This is a genomic window from Marinobacter sp. AL4B (assembly GCF_019916045.1).
Lineage (GTDB): Bacteria > Pseudomonadota > Gammaproteobacteria > Pseudomonadales > Oleiphilaceae > Marinobacter.
On record NZ_JAILWZ010000012.1, the window covers coordinates 1 to 24684 of the forward strand.

Genomic DNA, 24684 nt, shown 5'->3' on the forward strand with positions numbered 1-24684 from the left:
AAACGGCCGAAAAACTCACCGGCGTTACTGCTAAATCGTGGGGCGCATTCTACACTGAACCGCCACCTTGTCAACTGCTTTTTGAAGAATCTTTAAAACGTTTTCTTCAAATCTTTCAAGCAGTTACCGCTTCGTTGCTGATCGTGTTTAGTGGCTAGCCCCTCAAGCGAGATGCGCATTCTACAGACACCCACCGAGGAGTCAACAGGCTTTCTGAAGAAAACTCATCACCCTTCGGTTTCCACCTACTCGCTCGCCCAAAACATGAACAGAACGATCAAATAACAGGCGATTTCAGGCCTTTTTTAACGGCAGCAGTGACGACACTCCAAACCAATACACCCGAGCCAGCAGCAATAGCATCAACACAACCCCGTAAATCACCATTTCCAATACATCACTTCTTGCTTGCCAGAGAAAGTGCAACCATACAAAGACAGACGACAAATAAATAAGTCGATGTAACGGCTTCCAGCTTCGCCCCATTCGCTTCATCATTTTTTGTGTCGAGGTCAACGCCAACGGCACCAGCAACAGGAATCCCGCAGCACCCATGATGATATAAGGGCGACGCGTAAAGGTAGCCCACAAATCCCCCCACCCTAAAATCAACTGTAAGAAAGCCACCACATGCAGGACGGCATAAAAGAAAACAAACAACCCCAGCATTCGCCGACACCGGATCCATCCCGACCAACCGGTCAGTTTTCGTAAAGGCGTTATCAACAAAGTTGCCAATAGCAACTGAAACGCCGCCTTACCCAAGCTTTCAGTAATCGCCTGAGCGGGATCTGGTCCCAAATCCCCAAGGACAATGCGCTGAGTTAACAAGAACAGCGGAACCAAAGCCGCAAGGAAAAGCGCTACCTTCACCGCACGAAGAGTGGTTGTTTTACTCCAATTAGCCAACATCAATAGAACTTCGCCAAATCCATACCCTTGTATAGGTGCGCTACCTGCTCGCCGTATCCGTTGAACTTTTCAGTTTCCCGCCAATTCGGGCTGAAGATACCTGACGGCAGTCTGCGCTCTCGCTTTTGGCTCCAGCGCGGATGATTAACCTCCGGATTTACATTTGCGTAGAAGCCATATTCATCCGGGGCGATCATTTCCCAACTGGTTTTTGGCCGCTGCTCCATAAAGCGGATCCGGACAATCGACTTAATACTTTTAAACCCATACTTCCAAGGCACCACCAAGCGAATGGGCGCGCCGTTCTGATTCGGAAGCTCTCGACCATACAAGCCAACCGCCAAGAACGGCAGTTCGTTCATAGCCTCATCCATTCGCAGGCCTTCCCGGTAGGGCCAATCGATCGTACTGAACAAAGATCGCTGTCCAGGCATTTGCTCCGGACGCTCAAGGGTTTCAAAATAAACGTACTTCGCTTTTGATGTTGGTTCTAATTGTTTCAGCACATCTGCCAGGGGAATTCCCACCCACGGGATCACCATCGACCAAGCCTCTACACACCGCAACCGGTAGATACGCTCCTGATAGCTGTGCGGTTTTAATAGATCTTCCAACCGGTAGCGGCCGGGCCGCGCGCACTCACCCTCAACATCAATAGACCAGGGATCAACCACCAACGGATCGGCATGACGAGACGGATCTTCCTTGCCCGGCCCAAACTCATAGAAGTTGTTATATCGAATAACATCTTTATACGGAGTGAGGTCTTCGTTCGGTGCGTAAGTGTCGGCCTTTCGATAATTCAGGGCGGGCAACTTCTCATGCGAGTCTGCCAAAACAAGTCCAGGGGCCGCCAATGCAACAGCGGATACGGCAACACCCGACATAAATTTACGACGATTCAGGTAGACAGATTCGGGCGTGACTTCGGATTCGGAGATAGCCCAGGATGGGCGTTTCTTGAAATGCATTTGCAGGCTCCAGATGTCGTGGTTCTATCAGTAGACCACACTTTTCCGGAGAAATTCCCGCCCAATGACAATGGGCGGGAATGATTGATCAATTAAGCGCGCTTGCCTTTGCGGCGAAACAGTGCCCTTACTGGCCCCGAGGCCGCATAGATCAAAAACGCAGAGAACAATACCGTAGCCGGATCAAGCGCAATCACTACGAAGATGAGCACGACCAGTAGAATGGCAGCAAAAGGCACCCTGCCCCGCAAATCCAAATCCTTAAAACTTCGGTATAGAATGTTACTGACCATCAGCACACCTGTCCCACCAACGACGATCATGGTCAACGCCGTCAACCAGGCCGCCGGCTCAAACGTGTGAAAGCTCCAAACCAGGCCTGCAACACAGGCAGCAGCGGCCGGGCTCGCCAAACCGACAAAGTATTTCTTGTCTACAGACCCTATCTGGGTGTTGAAACGCGCGAGTCGAAGCGCCGCGCCAGCTACATAGATGAAGGTAACGGCCCAGCCCAACTTGCCCATACCATTCAGCAACCAGAAAAACGCCACCAGCCCCGGCGCCACTCCGAAAGCGACCATATCGGCCAAGCTGTCGTACTCTTCACCGAATTTGCTTTGAGTATTAGTCATCCTCGCAACCCGACCATCGAGACCGTCCAGAATCATGGAAACGAAAATCGCGATAGCGGCATTATCGAACACCCCGTTCGAGGCAGAAACGATTGCGTAAAAACCCGAAAACAGCGATGCAGTTGTCAGGGCATTCGGCAGTAAAAAGATACCTTTCCGCCGCACCTTGGCCCCCTCTACTACTTCTTCTTCGATAACCTCCCCTGCTTCAATTTCTGCTTCGGCAGCGTGGTGAGGGTCAGTTTTGCTTGTCGATGTATTCTGTTCTGTCATTCCTTCAACTCCGGAAAGCATTTGTGCGGAGTATATACGAAAAACGCGGCCACTAGGGCCGCGCTTTCAAACCGTACCGGAAATTCCGGATCAGTTCTTATCTTTGTCCACGATTTTGTTCGCGGAAATCCACGGCATCATGGAACGCAGCTTTTCACCAACCACTTCAATTTCGTGAGCGGCGTTTTCACGACGACGAGCAGTCATTGACGGGTAGTTCAGAGCACCTTCAGAGATGAACATCTTGGCGTATTCGCCACTCTGGATGCGCTTCAGAGCGTTACGCATCGCTGCGCGGGACTCATCGTTGATCACCTCTGGGCCGGTTACGTACTCGCCGTACTCAGCGTTGTTAGAGATGGAGTAGTTCATGTTGGCGATGCCGCCCTCGTACATCAGGTCAACAATCAGCTTCAGCTCGTGCAGACACTCGAAGTACGCCATTTCCGGAGCGTAACCCGCTTCGGTCAGGGTTTCGAAACCGGCTTTAACCAATTCAACCGCACCACCACAAAGAACAGCTTGCTCACCGAACAGGTCGGTTTCAGTTTCATCTTTGAACGTGGTTTCGATGATACCGGTACGACCACCGCCCACACCGCTGGCGTAGGACAGAGCAACGTTCTTGGCGTTGCCAGATGCGTCCTGGAAGATCGCGATCAGATCAGGAATACCGCCGCCTTTGGTGAACTCGGTGCGTACGGTGTGGCCAGGCGCCTTCGGAGCAACCATGATCACGTCCAGATCTTTACGGGGAACGACCTGGTTGTAGTGGATCGCAAAACCATGCGCGAAGGCCAGAGTGGCGCCCTGCTTCAGGTTCGGCTCAATTTCGTCACGGTACAATTCAGCCTGGAATTCGTCTGGAGTCAGAACCATAACGACTTCAGCAGAAGCGACCGCAGAGGCCACGTCACTGGTCTTGAGACCGTAGGCTTCAGCTTTGGCAATTGAAGAAGAGCCTGGACGCAGACCAACAACAACGTCTACGCCAGAATCTTTCAGGTTGCACGCGTGGGCGTGGCCCTGTGAACCAAAACCAAGAATGGCAACTTTTTTGCCCTGGATGATGGAAAGATCACAATCTTTATCGTAATAAACCTGCATTTCAAACCTCAATTTTTAAAAGTATTGGCCACGAACGGCCATGGCATTCAATTTGTTTTCCAGCCTATCAGAGGCTGAGCACCTTTTCGCCTCGCGCGATACCGGATACACCGGTACGCACCACTTCCAGGATTCCAGACGTGCCAACAGCTTGAATAAAGCCGTCAAGCTTACTGCTATCACCCGCCAGTTGGACGGTATAGACCGAGCTGGTGACGTCAACGATCTGGCCACGGAAGATATCCACAGTGCGCTTGATCTCGGCACGCTGAGAGCCTGTCGCTTTCAGCTTAACCAACATCATTTCCCGCTCGATGTGGGCACCCTCGGTAAGGTCCACCAGCTTTACCACTTCAATCAACTTGTTCAGCTGCTTGGTGATTTGCTCGATAACCTTGTCGGAACCGGACGTGGTGACGGTCAGACGTGACAACGTAGGATCTTCAGTCGGCGCAACCGTGAGCGTCTCGATGTTGTAGTTTCGCTGTGAAAACAACCCAACCACTCGGGACAATGCGCCTGGCTCGTTTTCCAACAATACAGAAATGATTCGACGCATGATCACACCCTCTCCGTCTTGCTTAGCCACATGTCTTTCATTGAACCACGGGCAACTTGCATGGGGTACACATGCTCAAAACGATCGACATAAATATCTACGAACACCAGTTTGTCTTTCATCGCCAGAACTTCTTTCAGCTTGGGCTCAAGATCTTCTTTGCGATCAATGCGCACGCCGACATGGCCATAGGCTTCCGCCAGCTTGATGAAGTCCGGGAGCGATTCCATGTAGGACTGCGAATGGCGAGACTCGTAGTTCATATCCTGCCACTGCTTCACCATGCCCAGCGCCTGGTTGTTCAGGTTAATGATCTTGACCGGAAGATCGTACTGCTTACAGGTAGACAGTTCCTGAATGTTCATCTGGATACTGCCCTCACCGGTGAAGCACAAGACTTCTTCATCCGGGTGGGTCAGTTTGACACCCATCGCTGCTGGCAAACCAAAGCCCATCGTGCCCAGACCACCGGAGTTAATCCAACGATTCGGCTTATCGAACTTATAGTATTGCGCCGTAAACATCTGATGCTGGCCAACATCGGTCGTCACGTACGCGTCACCTTTGGTGAGCTTCCAGAGCATCTCAACGACTTCTTGCGGCTTGATGACATCCGGGCTGGTTTCGTACCGCATACCGTGGAAAGCGCGCCATTCGTCGATTTGCTTCCACCAGGACGCCAAGGCATCGGCTTCCGGCTTCTCTTTGGACTCTTTTACCAAAGACAGCATTTCTTTCAGCACGGCATCTACCGGACCAACGATCGGCACATCAACATCAATAGTTTTGGAAATCGATGCCGGATCGATATCGATGTGGATAATTCTCGCCCCCGGACAGAACTTCTCCGTCGCGTTGGTTACCCGGTCATCGAAACGGGCGCCTACGCAGAGGATCAGGTCGGAGTGGTGCATGGCCATGTTGGCCTCATAGGTCCCGTGCATGCCAAGCCAGCCCAAATGCTGCTTGTCTGTTGCCGGGTAACAGCCAATGCCCATCAAGGTGTTGGTAATCGGGAAGCCAAGCTTTCGGGTCAGTTCGGTAATCTGGTCGGAGGCCTTACCAAGAATGACACCACCGCCGGCATAGATCACCGGGCGCTTGGCAGCCATCAGCATATCAACGGCTTTCTTGATCTGCCCAGCGTGACCACGTACTGCCGGATTGTAAGAACGCAGCTTGACCTTTTTCGGATACGAATATTCGAAACGCTCGTTGGGCGCCGTCATATCCTTAGGAATATCGACAACAACCGGGCCGGGACGACCTGTTGAGGCAATGTAATAGGCCTTGCGGATAATTTCCGGGATTTCCTCCGGGTGCCTAACGCTGAGGTTGTGCTTCACCACAGGACGAGAGACACCGATCATGTCGGTTTCCTGAAAAGCATCCTCGCCGATCAATGTGGATGCAACCTGCCCACACAGAACCACCATCGGAATTGAATCCATAAATGCGGTGGCAATGCCAGTAATCGTGTTGGTAGCGCCAGGGCCAGAGGTCACCAGGACAGTTCCTGGTTTTCCGGTTGCACGGGCATAACCATCGGCCATATGGACCGCTGCTTGCTCATGTCGAACCAGAATGTGTTTGACTTTATCCTGCCTGAACAGCGCATCATAAATATGAAGGGCTGCGCCACCCGGATAGCCGTATACGTGCTCGATACCTTCATCTTCAAGGGACCGGATCAACATATCGGCACCAGACAATAACTCCACGTTTTCTACCCTCTTCTACAAGTGAATGAGCCGGGATTCGTCCCGGTTGCCTGGATCCACGGTTAACCAGCTTTTTGTGAAAGCGGTACCGGCGTACTCCTACACACCAATTCCTTAGAGGTTGTCTCTTGGCCAGCCGCACTCCTGAGGGTTGCGGAGAACGGCCGGCAACGGGTTGCAACGTTAGCAACAACCATCGCCCGCCTAGTAATGGCGCACTCGGTGTGGTGATTAACGGGGGATACTTGTTCGGGATTGCCGAGCCGTATTTATCCCTATCTTCAGGCAGATGGTAATTCTGACAGCGGGAAACTCGCTGTCAATAGCCGTTGTGGCTTAATTGGCACCATTTTATGCTCTTCTCTGCCATACTGCGCAAATATCCATGCTAGAGTTTTGAACCAGACGAAAGAAAAACCTTTGCACTGGTGGCACCATCTACAGGCGATAAACGAACAACGGGCAACGACATGAACCGAAAGATACTGATATTTTCTATTCTGATGGCCGCGACTCCCGGCCTGGCCGCTGATAGTTCAGTATACAAATGGACGGACGACAACGGCGTAACCCATTTTGGCGATCGACAACCAACCGGCAAGAAAGCCCAGCAGGTCAATGTTCGCTCGGGCACCAGCCGAAACACCAGTTCGAACCGAGTGACCCCGCAAGAACGCCTGAACCAGCTTGAAGAGCAACAGCAGGCAACCGCCGAACGAAAGAAAGAATCCGCGGTTGAAGAAGCCAATCGCAAGCAGCGCGAGGCCAACTGCGAAACCGCCAAAGCTAACCTGAAAGTGATCAGCAGCAACGCGCGCATTCGGGTTGAAGAGAATGGCGAGCAGCGTTACCTGAGCCCGGAAGAAATCGACGTGCAACGGGAAAAATTCGAAGCGTTTGCAGAAGAGAACTGCGGCCCAGCTCCGGATAACAACACGGACCAGTAACGTGCATCGATAAAAAAGCCAGAGGACTCACAGCCCCTGGCTTTTTTATTACGGTCAATTCTGGCTGACAGCTTATGCTTTCGTAAACGTTAGCTCACTTCCATCCACCTTGGCTTTGACTGTATCGCCAGACACAAACTCTCCTTGCAGCAGCTTCTGCGCCAACGGATTTTCGATTAAACGTTGAATCGCTCGCTTCAACGGACGTGCGCCATACACCGGGTCGTAACCCACCTCCGCCAGCAAATGCAGAGCCTCTTCACCCAGCTCCAGATTCATATCCTGTTCCTTCATACGTTTCGCCAGATTCTCAATCTGAATGCTCGCAATACCCTGAATCTGGCTCTCGGCCAACGGATGGAACACCACCACGTCGTCAACACGGTTGATAAATTCCGGCCGGAAGTGGGTGCCAACGACCTCCATGACCGCGGACTTCATGTCTTCATAGTTCTCTTCGCCGGCTTTCTCCTGAATGATGTGAGAGCCCAGGTTCGAGGTCATCACTACCACCGTATTGCGGAAGTCCACCGTACGCCCCTGACTATCCGTCAGACGACCATCGTCCAGCACTTGCAACAGAATGTTGAAGACATCCGGGTGCGCCTTTTCCACCTCATCCAACAAGAGCACAGAGTATGGCCGACGGCGAACCGCTTCGGTCAGGTAACCACCCTCTTCGTATCCTACGTACCCTGGAGGCGCACCAATCAAGCGAGCCACGGCGTGCTTCTCCATGAACTCGGACATATCAATGCGCACCATGGCGTCTTCGGTATCAAACAGGAACGCCGCCAAGGCTTTACACAGCTCGGTTTTACCGACACCGGTCGGCCCAAGGAACAAGAAAGAACCGTTGGGGCGGTTGGGATCAGACAAACCGGCACGGGAACGACGCACGGCGTTAGAAACCGCTTCCACCGCTTCGTTCTGACCAATCACCCGGCCATGCAGCGCCTCTTCCATACGCATCAGCTTGTCGCGCTCACCTTCCATCATTTTGGAAACGGGGATGCCGGTCCACTTCGACACAATCTCGGCAATTTCTTCCTCGGTGACGCGGTTGCGAAGCAGTGTCATCTCCATCATTTCAGCTTGGCTCGCCATATCCAGTTGCCGTTCAAGCTCTGGAATCTTGCCGTACTGCAGCTCCGACATTTTACCTAGGTCGCCACTACGGCGAGCATTTTCTAAATCAATTCGGGTTTGTTCCAGCTCGCTTTTGATTTTCTGAGAACCGTGTAGAGCGGCCTTTTCCGTGTTCCAAATTTCTTCCAGATCCGCGTACTCACGTTCGACATCGCCAATCACAGACGACAACTCTTCCAAACGCTTTTTGGAAGCCGCATCGGTTTCTTTTTTCAGCGCTTCGCGCTCAATTTTGAGCTGGATCAGGCGTCGCTCGAGCCGATCCAGCGCTTCCGGCTTGGAATCCATTTCCATACGGATCTGACTGGCGGCTTCGTCTACCAAATCAATGGCCTTATCCGGCAACTGACGATCGGTGATGTACCGGTGCGACAATTTAGCCGCGGCAATGATAGCCCCGTCTGTCACCTCCACCCCATGGTGAACCTCGTAACGCTCCTTAAGGCCCCGAAGAATGGCTATGCTGTCTTCTTCGGTCGGTTCAGTGACCAACACCTTCTGGAACCGACGCTCCAAGGCTGCGTCTTTCTCAATATTCTCTCGATACTCGTTCAGGGTGGTAGCACCAACGCAATGCAGCTCACCTCGCGCCAACGCGGGCTTGAGCATATTACCTGCATCCATCGACCCTTCCGCTTTACCGGCACCAACCATCGTGTGAAGCTCATCGATAAAGAGAATGATCTGACCTTCCTGTTTCGACAGTTCGTTCAGAACCGCTTTCAGACGCTCTTCAAATTCACCGCGAAACTTGGCTCCGGCGATCAACGCTCCCATATCGAGCGACAGTACTTTCTTCTCTTTCAGACTGTCCGGCACTTCACCATTCACAATACGCTGCGCCAAACCTTCGACAATGGCGGTTTTACCGACCCCCGGCTCACCGATGAGCACCGGGTTATTCTTACGGCGACGCTGCAATACTTGAATGGTGCGGCGAATTTCGTCGTCCCGGCCAATCACCGGGTCCAACTTGCCGGCAACGGCCTGTTCGGTCAGATCGATGGTGTACTTCGACAACGCCTGTCGATTTTCTTCCGCCCCGGGATCATTCACAGCTTCACCACCTCTCACGTCATCGATGGCCTTTTCCAAAGCCACTTTGTCTACACCGTGCTCACGCAGGATACGGCCGAGCGACCCTCGGTCTTCAACCGCTGCCAGCAAGATCAGTTCACTGGAAATAAACTGATCGCCACGCTTTTGGGCCAATTTGTCGGAAATGTTAAAAAGACGCCCCATGTCGTTGGACATGGAAACATCCCCGCCGTTACCTTGCACTTCTGGCAGGGTTTCAATTTCACTGGCAGCGGCCTGACGCACCCGGCTGGGCTCCACACCCACTTGCTGCAAGAGTGGTTTGACGGATCCGCCCTGCTGGTCGAGCAAAGCCAGCATCAAATGCACGGGCTCAATAAAGTTGTGGTCTTTTCCGACTGCAATCGACTGAGCGTCTGCGAGGGCGCCCTGTAACTTGCTGGTCAACTTATCAATTCTCATAGCCATTTTTCCCCGATTAGCTTCTGCGCGCCGAAATTTCCACACATAGATAGGGGCGCGGAACGAAAGGCATTCGCGATGTCTTGTTAACTAATGTAGGGGCTAGAAAAGAGACTTCAAGGAAGGCAAACGAAATAATGTCAGAAAATTGACGCCCGTCAGGCAAGCCAGACCAAAGTTGCCATACGGCCTGTCTGGCCGTCTCGGCGATAGGAATAAAATCGCTCAGGATCATCCACTGTGCACAATCCTCCCCCGGAGATATCGGAAACCCCTGCGCGGGAGAGACGCAAACGGGCTAATTCATAAATGTCTGCGATAAAATGCCCGGGGCGTGCACCTTGTTCGGAGAAGGCGTAGGCCGACTCGGACTGCTGCTCGACGAACGCCGCTCGCACCTCCGGGCCCACTTTGAAGTTCGCTGGCCCTATTGATGGCCCGAACCACGCGGTCAGCTTTGATGGCTCCACCGCCATGGCACGAATCAGATTTTCCAGCACACCGCCGCATAGGCTCCGCCAACCGGCATGGGCAGCACCAACCACCCTTCCATCACAGTCAGCCAAAATCACCGGCAGGCAATCCGCCGTTAGAATAGCGCAAACCACGCCTTGTTCACGGGTGAAGCTGGCGTCGGCATCGGGGCAGTTGTTCAAGTTATCGCGTGTGAGCTCTACCACCCGCGTGCCGTGCACCTGATTCAGCCACCCAAGCTGATCGGAGTTGACACCCATGAACGTGGCCAAGCATTGACGATTCCGGGCCACGTCAACCGGGTTATCGCCCACATGCACACCCAGGTTTAACGATTGCCAAGGCGATTGACTCACCCCACCTTTTCGGGTGGTACAGAGTGCCTGTACCCGCGCAGATACAGGCCAGTCAGGCCGGAGCAGATTGCTTTCAGAAATCATTTTCTTCCAGTTCTAGGGCGTGCTTACGCAATGCCGCTATGAGCTGAACCATATCTTCCGGCAACTCGACTTCCCAACTCAAGGTTTCACCGGTTTCCGGGTGCTCCAGCGTCAACTTGCGAGCGTGCAAAGCTTGACGATTGAACGCGGCCAGCTCAACCCGAAGCTCCTCGGTTGTGCCCTTGGGCAGGCGCAGGCGGCCGCCATACACCGGGTCACCCACCAGCGGGTGCCTTACATGAGTCATGTGCACACGGATCTGGTGCGTTCGGCCACTTTCCAGTTTACAGCGCACATGAGTATGGGCTGCAAAACGCTCGATCAAACGGTAGTGGGTTACCGCAGGTTTGCCGGATGACACCACCGCCATGCGCTTGCGATCTTGCGGGTGACGGCCAATGGGTGCGTCCACCGTGGCGCCACCGGTCAACGAACCCACCACTACTGCTTCGTATTCCCGACCCATGGTGCGTTCCTGGAGCTGGTTTACCAGCGAGGTGTGGGCAATCAAACTTCTGGCCACGACCATAATGCCCGACGTGTCTTTATCCAGACGGTGCACAATACCGGCACGAGGCAGGTTTTCGACCTCGGGCGCGTAGTTCAAAAGCGCGTTCACCAAAGTGCCGTCGGCATGACCCGCTGCCGGGTGCACTACCAAGCCAGCCGGCTTATTGATGACCAGCAAATGCTCGTCTTCATAAACGACATCGAGCGTGATGGGCTCTGCTTCCCACGTCACTTTGACTTCCGGCTCGGCATCCAGCTCAAGCACATCGTTGAGCATCACCTTGTCTCTGGGCTTGCAGGTTTTGCCATTAACCGTCAGTACGCCGCTTTTAATCCACGACTGCAAACGGGAGCGGGAATGCTCGGGCATCAACTCGGCCGCCGCCTGATCGAGTCGTTTATCGCTCAAACCCGGAGGGATTTTGAACTGGCCGGTGATTCTGTTTTCGGAAGACATCAAGCCTCGCTTCGCCACTATGCTTTCAAATGTAAGGACATCGGCTTAGTACCGATGTTACGTTTCAGTCAGATTAGCCGGAGATACTTGCGTTAACACTGCACATGGGCAGCCTTCCCCGTTACAATGGCCAATCCAATCATAAGTCTGACCATTATACGGGATTCCGGCATGAGATCAGTTGTCCGATTACTGCTACTTTCCACAATCATAGCGCTGGCTGCCGGCTGCGCCTCCAACAAAGACGTGGAAGTGCTACCGGAACAAACCTACTACGAGAACGCGCGTAAGGCCATGAACGCCGGCAACTTCAACGAAGCCGAGCAAAGCCTGGATGCCCTCGAAACGTATTACCCTTTCGGTCGTTATGCAGAACAGGCACAGCTGGACCTGATCTACGCCCGCTACCAGAACCTTGATCTTGAAGGCGCCCGGGCCGCAGCCGACCGCTTTATGCGCCTGAACCCGCAAAGCGAGCTACTGGACTACGCCCTTTATATGCGCGGTTTGGCTTCCTACAATCTGGATCTAGGCCTCGCCGCCCGCTACTTCCCGATCGATGCTTCCGCACGTAATCCGGGTGAACAACTTCAGGCGTTCCGCGATTTCTCGCAGTTGCTGAGCCGCTTCCCTGACAGCGAGTACGCCCCAGATGCCCGCCAACGCATGATCTCAATTCGCAACCGCATGGCCGAATTGGAAATACACGCTGCACGCTACTACATCAAACGAGAAGCCTATGTGGCAGCCAACAACCGCGCACGCTACGTTGTCGAGAATTACCCGTCTTCGCCGGCGGTTGAAGATGCACTGATCATTTTGGCAGACACCTTCCTGTTTATGGATCTGAGGAAAGGCGCCAGTGATGCCATTGCCACGCTGCGAAACAACTTCCCGGAAAGTGAAGCCTTCGACAGCAACGGCAAGTTTCAGGCAAACCAGTTCGAACGGCAAAACCGCTCGCTCCTGAACGTTGTCACCTTCGGGCTATTGGGCGGCAAGTAAGGCCTAACGCCTTACTTGCCGATTTTCCAGCCGTTGGTAATCGGATACCGGCGGTCTTTGCCAAAGCCGCGCTCGGTAATCCGCACGCCAATCGGCGCCTGCCGGCGCTTGTACTCGTTGATATCCACCAAGCGAGTCACCCTTTCCACATCGGCACGCTCATACCCTTCCGCCACGATCGCTTCAGCGCTGTAATCCCGCTCAACGTAGAGATGCAAAATAGCATCGAGCGTGTCGTAGCCGGGCAGACTGTCTTCGTCTTTTTGATCCGGAGCCAGCTCGGCCGAAGGCGGCCGGGTAATCACCCGCTCCGGAATCACCGGCGCCAAGGTGTTTCGATAACGGGACAAACGAAACACCAGCGTTTTCGGCACGTCTTTAAGCACATCAAAACCGCCAGCCATATCGCCGTATAAGGTGGAATAGCCCACCGCCAGCTCGCTCTTGTTGCCGGTCGTTAACACCAGCGAACCAAACTTGTTGGACAGCGACATCAACAATACTCCGCGCAAGCGGGCCTGCAGGTTTTCCTCGGTGGTATCCGGCTGAGTACCTTGGAACGGCGTTTCCAGAGTTTTCATGAACACGTCGTACATGGGTTCAATAGAAAAAACGTCATACTGTACGCCCATGGTAGTGGCCTGAGCTTCCGCGTCTTCCAAACTCGCACTTGAGGTGTAGCGGAACGGCATCATCACTGCCCTAACACGCTCTTTGCCTAGCGCATCCACCGCAATCGCCAGGGTCAGGGCCGAATCGATCCCCCCGGATAATCCCAGCACGACAGATTTAAAACCGTTCTTGTTCACGTAATCCCGCACGCCGATTACCAAGGCGTTGTATACATTAGCCTCGAGCGAAGGCTCGGGGCACGGCAGTTGCGACACAGGCTGGCAATGGTGCTCGCATAAGAACTCGACCGGAAACAAACCTTCTTTAAATTGTGGGACTTCAGCGGCAAGCGTGCCCGAATGGTCAACCACCATTGAACCGCCATCAAACACCAGCTCGTCTTGGCCACCCATCAGATTGACGTAAACAATGCTCACATTGTTATTGGCAGCCTTACGCTCCAGCAGCGCTTTACGACGGGCCTGTTTATCGATGTCGTACGGTGAGGCATTCAGGTTCAAAATGAGCTGAGCTCCCGCCGCCGCCGCATCTTCAACCGGGCCATCAGCCCAGATATCCTCACACACCGTCAGGCCAATCTGTACACCTTTGATGTTCAAGACTTGGGCATTCTGTCCTTCGGCGAAATAACGCTTTTCGTCGAACACCTGGTAATTGGGCGGGCACCGTTTGAAATACCTCCCTACTAAAGCACCATCTTCGATAACCAGAGCTGCGTTGTAGAGCAAACCACCCGAACGCACCGGCGCCCCAACAACAATCGCCGGCTCCAGCTTCGCCTGCTTAAGCTGCTCAATAGCCTCCGACACACGAATGCCCAAGCTTGGGCGCAGCAGGAGATCTTCCGGCGGGTAGCCGGTTATACACAGTTCCGGAAAGACCACGATATCGGCCTGATGCTCTTGCCAAGCTTCACGCGCGGCCTGAATAACCCGCTCGGTGTTACCTGGGATATCTCCTACCAGAAAATCCAATTGGGCCATTACCACCTGCAACTTTTTCACGGGGCTAGCTTCCTCGGATACTTTACCGGGTGCCGTCATGCAAAAAGGCTCCTGTAACTTATTGCCGTTAAAAGGCTATTATAACCACGCACCGACGAGGAATTCTCCTGACTGACAACAGATAACTTCCGATATGGCTTCAGACACCCTCACAAGCACTGCCCACTCGCCTTTCGGGCCCCATGCAAAATACCAACAAGTCAGATTATTTCGGGTCTATAACCACTATCGGCTCGTGATCAGCATTTTGCTGGCCGGCCTGCTGTTTGTTGAACCCTTCATGGCGGAAGCAAAGTTCCGCTGGCTGAACACCTACCAAATAGGCGCACTGTCCTACTTCGCCTTGAATGGCTTCCTTGCCCTGTTACTTTTAGCAGGGTTCCATCCCCGTCGACGGCACATCACCTTATCCGTTCTGGCCGACATACTGATCATTCACGGCTTATTGCTGGCCAGTTCCGGCATCACCAGCGGCTTGGCCAACTTAGTCATTGTATCGGTAGCGGCGGGCAATATCCTTGCCCCGAACCGCCTAGGCACCTTCTACGCGGCGCTTGCGACCATCAGTTCGCTGGGCATATCTATCTGGGCCACCCTGACCCTTAATGCCTCTGCTGACGACATTGTTCTCGCTGGTTCTTTAGGCATTCTGTATTTTGCCGCTGCTTTTGTCTTACAGGGTATTTCTAAACGAGTGATTCGCAGCGAAGCACTGGCTACCAGCCGCGCCAAGAGCATTGCCGAGCTTGAGCAAATTAACCAACAAATCATCCAGCGCATGCGCACCGGTATTCTCGTGCTGGATCAATTCGGACAAATTCGATTGGCGAATGCCGCTGCCGAAGAAATGTTATTCGAAGAAGCCGCTACGCATCCCTATGGCATGCGCCAAACCCGCGCGCTTCCTGCCCCCTTGAAAGACGGGCTGAACACTTGGCTAAACGATCACCACGCAAAAATTGAACCGTTCCAAGCCACCCCAACCTCCCCGCTTCTACAGGCCAAACTTACCCAGCTCGATCACGTCCGAGGTGATCTCATCCTCGTTTTTATTGAAGACATGAGCAAAATCACCCAACAGGCCCAGCAGATGAAACTGGCGTCTCTGGGACGGCTAACCGCAGGTATCGCTCATGAAATCCGAAACCCGCTAGGTGCCATCAGCCATGCGGCCCAGCTCATGGAAGAATCGCCACACATAGACCCCAGCGACCAGCAAATGCTCGACATCATTCGACGACACTCCAAGCGAGTTAACGGTATTATCGAGAACATTCTGGACCTGTCGCGGCGGCGTATCGCCAACACCGAACTGGTCGATGTTAGAGTGTGGTTAACCGGCTTTTGCAACGACTTCCAACAAACTCAGGCCGACAGTGCTCCAGCCTCGATTGAGCTGCAGATTGAAGAGGAGGTTCCCGGCGCACGCTTTGATAAAAGCCAGATTGAACAAGTGATGGTCAACCTTTGCGACAATGGATTGCGGTACAGTGAGCAGAATACCGGTGAAAAAAGGATACAATTACTGGTTGGCACAACCCCCGACGGAGAACGGGCCCAAGTTGATATTCGGGATTTTGGTGCGGGCATAGCCCCGGAGTATCGTAACTCAGTATTCGAACCGTTTTTCACCACGGATAAGAACGGGACCGGGCTTGGGCTTTATCTCGCAAGAGAACTATGCGAAGCAAATCAAGCGCACTTGTCGCTGGTTGAAGACGACGAGCCAGGGTGCCGCTTTCGCATCACATTCGCTCATCCGGGGCGAATGATTTAGGTAACAACGACCATCGGGCGTTAGCAATTCAACAGGGAACCGGTAGCACACCATGAGCAATCAAACAGCGCTGATCGTAGACGACGAACCAGATATCCGCAGCCTTCTTGAAATCACTCTGGGGCGTATGGGCATTACCACCTACACCGCCGCTGATCTGACCAGCGCGCGCGCTCTGTTAGAAGAATACAAACCTCAGTTGTGCCTGACAGACATGAACTTGCCAGACGGCAACGGCATTGAACTCGTGCACTGGATCCAAAAACACAGCCCCAGCACCCCCGTGGCCGTTATTACCGCTTATGGCAGCATGGATACCGCCATTGAATCGCTAAAAGCAGGCGCGTTTGATTTTGTATCCAAACCGGTAGAGCTGCCCCGGCTCCGTGAGCTGGTAAACAGTGCGCTAAAACTGTCGGAACCCAAAACCCAAATTACCGCAGAGGCTGACAACCCGGGCCTGTTGCTAGGCAACTCCCCCGAACTGCGCAAACTTCGCAATCAGACTCGCAAATTGGCTCGCAGCCAGGCACCGGTATTTATAAGTGGCGAATCCGGTAGCGGTAAAGAACTGGTCGCCCGAATGATCCACCTGCAGGGCCCACGCGAGGAAGCGCCGTTTATTGCTGTTAACTGTGGCGCGATCCCTTCAGAACTGATGGAAAGCGAATTCTTCGGCCATAAAAAGGGCAGTTTCACCGGAGCCGTTGAGAACAAAGACGGGCTGTTCCGAAGCGCCGATGGAGGCACCCTCTTCCTCGACGAAGTGGCAGATTTACCTCTCGCCATGCAAGTAAAACTGCTGAGGGCCATTCAGGAAAAAGCCGTGCGGCCGGTTGGGGACACAAAAGAGATCCCGGTAGACATTCGCGTGCTGAGCGCCACTCACAAGAACCTACCGGAATTGGTGCTGTCCGGAGACTTTCGCCAAGACTTGTTCTATCGCATCAACGTTATCGAACTGGCCGTACCGGCACTTCGCGAACGACGAGATGATATTCCTCTGCTGGCAGCGCACATACTTGAACGCATTGCCGGAGAGTATGAATGCGATCCAGCCACACTGACCTCTGCCGCTATCGATCGACTGAAAAGCTACGACTTCCCGGGCAACGTGCGAGAGCTTGAGAACATCTTGGAGCGGGCGTTTACGCTTTGTGATGAGGACCGAATTGATGCGGAAGACCTGCATCTTGGAAACGGCGTGGCGCACGGCAGCGCCGCGCGAGGGCCTGATAATGGTGACGAAGGGTTAGTGCCGGAAGGTGAAATTGATCTGGAAGACTATCTTGAGAGCATCGAACGGCAGGCCATTGAGAAGGCGCTTGAGGCTACGCGCTGGAATAAGACGGCGGCCGCCAAGAGGTTGGGAATTAGTTTTCGGGCGATGCGGTATCGGTTGAAGAAGTTGGGGATGGAGTGAGCAGCTCTAGCCACTCCATCGCTCCCGAAACATTACAGTAACGGGCATGTCCCGGCAAAATCAGCATGCTGCATTCGAACCCGGCCACTGATTGAAATAACGAGTTCACGCGCATTCGGAGCTATATCCCGCGCCACACACACCCTCAAGCGACCGGCACCAAAGGCTCCGCTGATTCGCTCAGCATGGCCTAGGGGTGAATACACCAACGCAGATCGAAGCGGCCCATTCCCGCTCATCGAGACATTGCGACCGGCACCAGGAATACGCCCATGCTGTAATACGGTTTCTCCGTTGTCGATATCACCGCTATGATTAGCATCGCGGAAGACAATCCACTCTCCGCTAGACCAGTCTCCACTACACCCCGTTGCTGGCTCACCTGCACACAATGAAACTGGCTGTCCTCGCATGACCGAGGCTTCTCTGGCAACCATCAGTGCACCTCGCGCAGCATTAGTCGCCACAGCCAGCTCGTTTCTCGCCATCATATTGGAAAATGCAGGAATAGCTGTTGCTAACAGGATGGACGCGACAGCTATGGCTAGCATCAGCTCAATTAGAGAAAAACCTACTGAAAGGCTATGTCCACGGTAAAAAGAAACAGCCCGAGCTCGGGCATTTCGCTCATCCTTGAGCATGAAGAACTCCCTGTTATTTCTGAAAATACGCAGCCCAATTCCTTTGGATATCCGCGCATCTAGTTAATCAATTAACAAACTCAAAAGTTAATCACCAGCACTCATCAACACTACCACCCGCACCGCGCGTGCCTTTCTGATCAAGCGTCAACGTGCCACATTTACCACTATCGTGACTGGATTGCGCGCCCTTAGGAGCCGCACTGATCGTATATGTGGTCCTTGTTAATGGATTGATTGTATAGCTGTAATCAGTTCCTGTTTGCGCCTGAGTCATGCAAGCAAGCTCCAAAGGGTTCTTGGCCGCTTTAAAGGGATTGTCTTTTCCTGCCTGATCTTTGTCATACCGCATATTAGTGGAGTAGAACCGCTCCATATAACTTGCTTGTTCTACCAAGCAAGCTGCCGCTGCCGCTCGCTTGGTTTTCACCACCTGACTGGTGTACGACGGGTAAGCGATCGCCGCAATAATCCCGATGATCGCTACCACAATCATTAATTCGATCAAGGTAAATCCGGACTCAGCGCCGCGGTGCCGAAGGTTCGGCATCGCGGCGACTTGGGCATTCAAACCCGAGCGAGCAGGAGTGGAGTTTTTTCTCATTTCATTCAACTGCATGTAATTCTCCATACCTGCTTTAATTGACTATTTCATGCCAGTTCAGGCGCTCAACATTGCCCGCAGAAGCCCCGCCGGTAGTACCGATATCCCTAAACCCGGCATCAAGCCCCTGACCGAACAGGCGAATATTGCCACTTCCGTCTCGTTTAGCAGTGAAAGTCCCCGAAACACCAACCTCATACCGCTGTGAATTAAAGAAATAGATCGTTCCCTTAATGTTTACAGAATCATCATTATCGACATCAGTATCACCATCGGCATCCAATAAGGCTTCTGCGGGGTTGGCTCCGGAGAATGGATCAACGATCAGAGTGGCTCCCTCTGGCGACGTATTACACGGGTTACTCGATTCAGGTATTAGGGTATTTACCATTAACCGTCCGGCAATCAACTGAGTCTGATAAACAATCCGCTCACCTTCCTCCCCTTTGCTTGCCACGGGAGAAACCAGATCCATGTACCATCCGACCTTACCATCATCGGTTAAATCCGAGAACTGGCCTGTACTTGTCACCCTAAAGACGCCTCCGCCTTGCACTTTTTCGTCTTCATAAATAATATCCCGCTTTTGCAGATTACCGCGCGAATGTGTTTTGACGACCTCTGCGTAACCTGAAGGCCCCGCCAAGGCCCGCAAGCCATACCAAGTTTGCACTCCTGAGTCGGCGAGGACATCGCTATTTTTAGACAAGAAACGCCCAGTTCCAAAAAACACCCAGATCGCCCCGGTCTCTTCATTCTTCGTAGCAAGCATATCGGCAGTGATGGGCTGGCGTTTGCCAGAACTATCCATCGCTATGTATATCGGATCGCTGACGTCTTTACCACTGGAGCTCAAATCAAACTGCCAAACATTCCCTTGAAGATCTCCAGCAAAGGCGTACTCACTCACACCGTCACTATCATCACTCTGGATAACATAGGGCGCTGCCAGACCATTAGAATTCATTGAGCCAGCCTTGTAGACCGACAATGTTCCGTCAGCAAGATCAAATTGCAGCAAAGCCGCCTTGCCCTTTGCACTATTAGGCCCGTTCCCAAGGTGAGCAACCCATTTTCCTTTGTTGCCACTTCCTTTAATTAACGAAATCGTCGGCTTACCCAACGCCATCCCTATCCAATCGGAGTTGGCCTCACCATCACCGGCTGAACGCTCCCATAGAATGGCATCCTCGGCTTTCGCCGGGTCTGCCAAAACAGCAGGGTCTGTTATATCCAGAGCATAAACGGTTCGAGACTGACCCCGGCCCGTTGTTCCGACTAAGATAGTTTTCCATTCATCGTCTAGGTATACATTCTGAATGGTCAACTTACCATCGTTGTAATATTGATGTGGCACAGGTTGTGAGCCATCTACAGGGTTAATAACGCCATACTCTGGATTTGCAAGTCGAGCCAATGACCCATCACCAGTTGCACGAAGAAGGGCTCGCGGAATATAGGCAAACTTCTCTACGCCCGTATCCGCATTGAAAGCGTGCAGCATGCCATCATTGGCTGCTACGTAAAGCATAGGTGTTCGGCTAGAGTTATCTGCAGCGAATTCGTTGTAAAGCTTCTTTTTGTTTTTCGTTAGGCCTTCGAAGTAAGTGTCGTCAATCACGTGTTCGTACAAATCTACCGTTGGACTTTCGATAACAACCGGTGTGGAATTCACAATATCTCCCAGTAGCGAATCTCGCTTGCGAAACACACCGGTATTCTCGTCGACCTTATCTCCGCGCAAATAGCTCACAATACGCTTACCCCAATCTGCGCCTTTTGCATCAGATGGGTAAATATTGTTACCTAGTGTTGACAGATAGTCGGTCAAGTTAGGGCTTTGGTCATCGTGCTTGAATTCGACTGCATCACCATTTACTTTCATCGTCCAAATGTTCCTCTGATCGGCACTGGGCAACATGGATGCAGCGTTCCATAGAGGCACATTAAACTCACCATCCGTTTTACTGTATTTGGTCGCTTTAAGCTCCCCACTCCACGAACCTGTCATATAACTCGCGGCATATTGCGTTGTTTCGTTAGTCAAGTATTCTCCGCCACCAACGAAAGGGGAGCTGCCTGCTCCTGGAGTGGCAGCTATGTCAGCCAACGCTTGCTTAATGCCATCAGCAAACTGCTTCGGGTCTCGGGCCGAGAAAAAATTCCCGTGGCCATTAATCGCGGCGTGGAGCATGTCGCTAACGTTTTCGGATTCTCCGCTACCGCCTCCGTTACCGGGAACCGGCCAGCCCCCCCAATTCTCAACGGATCTTCCGCCCCGAGCCCAATTGAATAATTCTGCCTGTGTCGCACCCAAACCACTTACTTCCAGCCCTAAGCCGACAGTGAAAGTAGTCATATGCTGCCAAGTAGCCGGATCGTTCGCTGTAGGTGAGACTTCATCACTGGCAGTACGCAAGTCTGTCTTCCAGTAGTAATTTGCCACATCCGCGAGCGTTGCATTTTCCACGTTCCTTGAGCAGCGCCAGCCGCATGATTCCCTATCTAAACTATTACCGCCCGTAAAAGGTGCAACAGCATCGTAGTTATCCGTCGACGTGTTATCCGCACGCTTTAGAGAGCTAGATGGTGCCGAACCACTCCAGTAACCATCAGAAACCAAGATAGTATAAGACGCTCGGCAGGCGTATTCTTTCCCCGACTCCGTCCAAGGCTGAGGCGTCTTATAATATTCACCCGCACTTTCCAAAGCTCTGCGCAACGGTGTCCCGCCATCGGAATCCACTCCGTTAAGCCACGACCAAAACTTGGCCTTATTTGTCCCGTTGGAGCCGTCGCCAAATGACTCTACCTTTTTAATTGTCATATGCTTGGTGTAAGAATTTGACTCGGTAAATCCCGTCAGATTGGAATTGTTTATCGAGCCATACCCAAATCGGAATTTTGGATCCAACTCAGAAAATGCGGCCATAATTCCGCTCTTCGCAGCCAATTTTCGTGTACGGTAGTAACTGTAATAATTTGCAACATTCTGGCCGTAGGTAGTCGAAATTGTTTCGCCATCAACCTCAAACTCTAAGGCATCACTTGCATGGTGGCAGTTACTTAAACCGGCGCAACTATCTCCGTCTTTCACTACATGATTTTTGGCGTTTCCATCGAAATAAACGAAATGGCCATTAACAAACTCACAATCATAATAATAATAACGGCCACGATGCTTGTAATACCTTGGTTTACCGCCATTATCTTCACAGCCATTAGCCGAATTATAACTATTGCTGTAGGTGATAGTAGTTTCCGAATAATCTGAATCGGAAATAATATTATTTTTGTTATTAGAATTGAATGGGTCTACGTATCCATCTGGGAATGTCGCTGCGCTGTAAAAACTACCGTCAGCTTTCGGTGGTGCGGCATATAGAGTTTCCGGGTTGTAGTACTGGCGATTCTTGCTGAATTTACGAAAATCATCGCCGGATGTGGAGGCAGTATCGGGAAGATAATTATACCCCATAGATCCCGAATCATCGTGCAAAAGCACAATATTCGGAGGCAAAGGTTCACTGACCGTTAACGGCGTTTGATCCACTTGAACCGCAGCCGAGACCGAAGCGTTCACCCCCAATAGGGACGCCAGAACAAAAACGGTCATAGCTACTGACGACCACCTCTGCCTTTGGAAACGAGATGGGCATGTAGAAGCGAGAAAACCGTTTCCTTCAGAACTAAAGCTTTTAAGTTTCATTTTGGTATATCTCATGGTGGAGATCTCCTACATCCGGTAGGTCGCTTGGAGAATAACCTGCGCCCGTTCCGCATTGTCATCTTCAGTGGGATCAATTGCCCGCGCCGTTATACGGTAGCAAGTACCTGGTGGGCGGCTTAGCTGTTGCCCTTTCGGGCCAGCTTCGTTTTGATCCGTCGTGCCGGTAAACCCGGAGCCGCGTATACCGCCAGATTCACAAGCTCCTAACAACTGCACTAAATACTGGGGAGCGTTGGCTGAATCTATCGCCGTAAATTTGTCGTTTGTGTTCCCTGATGGTACGTCGTTCCACAAACTATCAAGGGTCGTTTCGTTGCTAGGATTGGAAGCACAACTCTTATCCCTGCAATCCAGAGCGGAATTGTTGTCAATTCTTTGTAGCCATGTCGATTGATCAGCAATAAAGTCTCGTGCACCTAGGACCAAAGCAGCTTCTGCTGCTTGGAATGCCGTTTCACGGTCATACGCTCCGCCAGCCATGCGTTCCTGCATTATCGTGCCCCTCATGCCAGCAAGACCAACTAAAGTAACGACAACTAGCAAAACCAACGAAACGACAAGAGCGATACCTTGCTGGCGCCGCTGACAGCGAATATCGACTAGTCTTTTTTCCTGATTGAAGGCCATAATCTACTGCCCGATATTTAGTTAATGTTCAGCCGATTACGAATGGCCACTGTCGAAGTGAAGGTTCGTTGCAGTGGCTGATTATCAGTGCCCGCACCTGCAGCATTGCCAGGTTGCGTTCCCCCACTCTGCACCGTTAGCATAAGCCGAACTGCGTCCACATTGTCCCAATTACCTACGTTGGTCGCCGTAACATATGCGTTGCCACCTTGCTCGTGGTATCGAGCGGTCATATTCCATACTCCGCGCACCATTTCCATCGGCTCAGAACTAGCCCCCCCACCCCAGCCGAACCGGAACAGGGAACGCCCGCCGTCACTGTTTGTACCGATATACCAAATGTAGTTCACTGGAATTGCTAGATATGAAGTAGGGCTAAAAGAACTGCAGTCTACGCCCGAGCCCGGCTGCATAGGCACGGGGTGATCTAAACACTTCGTCTGGTTGCCAGGTCCGGTCTTCACTTGGCCGGTGCCATGTACCACCGTCCTGTTACTAGAGTTATAATTGGTTACCTGAAAAATCGTTGCTTTATCGATATCACACAACATCAAAATATCTTCTGCACTAATAGCCGTAGTAGAGGAATTAAGTTTCACGTTCGCTCTCGGCCCGGTTACAGCCTCAAGGTCCAGTCCGGAGCCTTTGGCAGAGGCCAAACGAATGGCATCGCCCCCTCCCGCTACTGGTAAGCCGGGAGCGCTGGGTGGCAGCGCAGCAACCGTCGTTGCATCGTCCCACCCTTGAATTGGCGCATTATCGTACAACATTGCGTTACCGCCAGGGTTTAACACGCTTGCAACATTAGAAGTACCACAAGGATTAGCCCCCGCAGCCCTAATCTCCCTTGCCAGAAACTCGAACGAAGTGCGAGCCCCCTCCTGCACTTCACCCAGAGCCACATTGCTGCGATAGGCGGTCTGATTGGCCAGAAACACACTGCCCACCCCAGCAACAACAAGCAAACCGAGCACAAGAGCGATCATTAACTCGACCAGAGTAAAGCCAGCAGCTCCTCGTGGCTGAACCGAAATCTGACTGTATGGTTTGCTCGTCATCATAATTTCGCTCGCGTGATCATGGTTTGGCCGGCTACTCCGCCTGTCGCCCGTTCGTCGTTAAAGGTAATGGTGATCGTGTAATTACCGCCTCCGTTAGCCGCAATCTCACCTGCCGTACCCGGCCCCATCAAACTTCCGAGGTCATCGCACCATTGATTCTGGTTCAATTTAGCCAATGCGCTTCCCTTCGTTGCCACAGAACAATCACCCGGAGCTGCCCAGTCTGAGGGAACAGTCACTTTCAATCCGTCGTAATCACCGTCTCGAACGCCTGTTAAATCAACCCTCATAGCATCTACAATCGAGTAACTCGCAATCGTTCCTATGCTGCGGACCATGGCGCTGTTGTTATTACTGAGCGCTTTTGACTGCAGTGCAGCCATGCCCAAAAAACCAATCGACAGCACAAGAACAGCAATCAACACTTCGATCAAGCCGACGCCTGTCTGCCGACCACGGCACTCCGCTCGATGTCGCACTAATGTATGATTGGCCATACGCAACACTCCACTCTGACGAACATCCTT

General features: G+C 52.5%; 20 protein-coding genes. 4 read left to right on the forward strand and 16 right to left on the reverse strand.

Annotated elements, in window-relative coordinates:
* Nucleotides 1–294: 294 nt before the first annotated feature.
* The 6 genes from K5L82_RS10000 to K5L82_RS10025 form a co-directional block, all read right to left on the reverse strand.
* Entirely contained in the window at nucleotides 295–912 is a 618-nt protein-coding gene (locus tag K5L82_RS10000) for a sulfite oxidase heme-binding subunit YedZ (protein ID WP_223134044.1), read from the reverse strand.
* The gene (gene msrP, locus K5L82_RS10005; protein WP_223134045.1) at nucleotides 912–1883 is read right to left on the reverse strand and encodes a protein-methionine-sulfoxide reductase catalytic subunit MsrP; all 972 of its coding nucleotides are present in this window, start codon (nucleotides 1881–1883) and stop codon (nucleotides 912–914) included. The genes K5L82_RS10000 and msrP overlap by 1 nt, the downstream gene beginning before the upstream one ends.
* A 92-nt stretch (nucleotides 1884–1975) precedes the next feature.
* The gene (gene pssA / locus K5L82_RS10010; RefSeq protein ID WP_133006433.1) at nucleotides 1976–2788 is read right to left on the reverse strand and encodes a CDP-diacylglycerol--serine O-phosphatidyltransferase; all 813 of its coding nucleotides are present in this window, start codon (nucleotides 2786–2788) and stop codon (nucleotides 1976–1978) included.
* A 90-nt stretch (nucleotides 2789–2878) separates the two neighbouring features.
* Nucleotides 2879–3895, reverse strand: a complete 1017-nt coding sequence (gene ilvC / locus K5L82_RS10015) for a ketol-acid reductoisomerase (protein ID WP_133006434.1) — start codon at nucleotides 3893–3895, stop codon at nucleotides 2879–2881.
* A 67-nt stretch (nucleotides 3896–3962) separates the two neighbouring features.
* Nucleotides 3963–4454, reverse strand: a complete 492-nt coding sequence (ilvN, locus tag K5L82_RS10020) for an acetolactate synthase small subunit (protein WP_114335918.1) — start codon at nucleotides 4452–4454, stop codon at nucleotides 3963–3965.
* A 2-nt stretch (nucleotides 4455–4456) separates the two neighbouring features.
* Entirely contained in the window at nucleotides 4457–6175 is a 1719-nt protein-coding gene (locus K5L82_RS10025) for an acetolactate synthase 3 large subunit (RefSeq protein ID WP_223134046.1), read from the reverse strand.
* Between the two features lie 470 nt (nucleotides 6176–6645).
* Here K5L82_RS10025 and K5L82_RS10030 point away from each other — a divergent pair, with 470 nt between their 5' ends.
* On the forward strand, nucleotides 6646–7122 hold the full coding sequence (locus tag K5L82_RS10030; RefSeq protein ID WP_223134047.1) for a DUF4124 domain-containing protein: 477 nt from the start codon (nucleotides 6646–6648) through the stop codon (nucleotides 7120–7122).
* 72 nt (nucleotides 7123–7194) lie between these two features.
* Here the strand turns inward: K5L82_RS10030 and clpB are convergent, their stop codons facing one another.
* From clpB to rluD, 3 genes are all read right to left on the reverse strand, one after another.
* The gene (gene clpB / locus K5L82_RS10035; protein ID WP_223134048.1) at nucleotides 7195–9771 is read right to left on the reverse strand and encodes an ATP-dependent chaperone ClpB; all 2577 of its coding nucleotides are present in this window, start codon (nucleotides 9769–9771) and stop codon (nucleotides 7195–7197) included.
* 158 nt (nucleotides 9772–9929) lie between these two features.
* Nucleotides 9930–10685 carry a peptidoglycan editing factor PgeF gene (gene pgeF / locus K5L82_RS10040; protein WP_223134049.1) on the reverse strand — a complete coding sequence of 252 codons (756 nt, stop codon included), beginning with the start codon at nucleotides 10683–10685 and terminating at the stop codon, nucleotides 9930–9932.
* On the reverse strand, nucleotides 10675–11652 hold the full coding sequence (gene rluD, locus K5L82_RS10045; RefSeq protein ID WP_223134050.1) for a 23S rRNA pseudouridine(1911/1915/1917) synthase RluD: 978 nt from the start codon (nucleotides 11650–11652) through the stop codon (nucleotides 10675–10677). Before rluD ends, pgeF begins: the two co-directional genes overlap by 11 nt.
* A gap of 171 nt (nucleotides 11653–11823) precedes the next feature.
* Between rluD and K5L82_RS10050 the strand changes: the two genes are divergently transcribed.
* Nucleotides 11824–12657 carry an outer membrane protein assembly factor BamD gene (locus K5L82_RS10050; RefSeq protein WP_223134051.1) on the forward strand — a complete coding sequence of 278 codons (834 nt, stop codon included), beginning with the start codon at nucleotides 11824–11826 and terminating at the stop codon, nucleotides 12655–12657.
* A gap of 11 nt (nucleotides 12658–12668) precedes the next feature.
* Here K5L82_RS10050 and K5L82_RS10055 read toward each other — a convergent pair whose 3' ends face one another.
* The gene (locus K5L82_RS10055; RefSeq protein ID WP_223134052.1) at nucleotides 12669–14333 is read right to left on the reverse strand and encodes an NAD+ synthase; all 1665 of its coding nucleotides are present in this window, start codon (nucleotides 14331–14333) and stop codon (nucleotides 12669–12671) included.
* 94 nt (nucleotides 14334–14427) lie between these two features.
* On the opposite strand from K5L82_RS10055, the gene K5L82_RS10060 reads away from it, so the two are divergent.
* Nucleotides 14428–16071: a sensor histidine kinase gene (locus K5L82_RS10060; protein WP_223134053.1), complete on the forward strand. Its 1644-nt coding sequence runs from the start codon at nucleotides 14428–14430 to the stop codon at nucleotides 16069–16071.
* A gap of 52 nt (nucleotides 16072–16123) precedes the next feature.
* On the forward strand, nucleotides 16124–17494 hold the full coding sequence (locus tag K5L82_RS10065) for a sigma-54-dependent transcriptional regulator (protein ID WP_223134054.1): 1371 nt from the start codon (nucleotides 16124–16126) through the stop codon (nucleotides 17492–17494).
* Nucleotides 17495–17526: 32 nt separating this feature from the next.
* Here the strand turns inward: K5L82_RS10065 and K5L82_RS10070 are convergent, their stop codons facing one another.
* The 6 genes from K5L82_RS10070 to pilV form a co-directional block, all read right to left on the reverse strand.
* Nucleotides 17527–18135 (reverse strand): GspH/FimT family pseudopilin, encoded by a 609-nt coding sequence (locus K5L82_RS10070; RefSeq protein WP_223134055.1) that lies wholly within the window; start codon nucleotides 18133–18135, stop codon nucleotides 17527–17529.
* A 91-nt stretch (nucleotides 18136–18226) separates the two neighbouring features.
* The gene (locus K5L82_RS10075; RefSeq protein WP_316933388.1) at nucleotides 18227–18754 is read right to left on the reverse strand and encodes a type IV pilin protein; all 528 of its coding nucleotides are present in this window, start codon (nucleotides 18752–18754) and stop codon (nucleotides 18227–18229) included.
* 19 nt (nucleotides 18755–18773) lie between these two features.
* Nucleotides 18774–22463, reverse strand: coding sequence for a pilus assembly protein (locus K5L82_RS10080; protein ID WP_223134056.1), 3690 nt, complete (start codon nucleotides 22461–22463; stop codon nucleotides 18774–18776).
* A 12-nt stretch (nucleotides 22464–22475) separates the two neighbouring features.
* Complete coding sequence (locus K5L82_RS10085; RefSeq protein ID WP_223134057.1) at nucleotides 22476–23096, reverse strand: PilX N-terminal domain-containing pilus assembly protein; 621 nt, start codon at nucleotides 23094–23096, stop codon at nucleotides 22476–22478.
* A 17-nt stretch (nucleotides 23097–23113) separates the two neighbouring features.
* Nucleotides 23114–24157: a PilW family protein gene (locus tag K5L82_RS10090; RefSeq protein WP_223134078.1), complete on the reverse strand. Its 1044-nt coding sequence runs from the start codon at nucleotides 24155–24157 to the stop codon at nucleotides 23114–23116.
* A complete protein-coding gene (pilV, locus tag K5L82_RS10095; protein ID WP_223134058.1) occupies nucleotides 24154–24654 on the reverse strand; it encodes a type IV pilus modification protein PilV in 501 nt (166 codons plus the stop codon). Before pilV ends, K5L82_RS10090 begins: the two co-directional genes overlap by 4 nt.
* Nucleotides 24655–24684 lie beyond the last annotated feature (30 nt).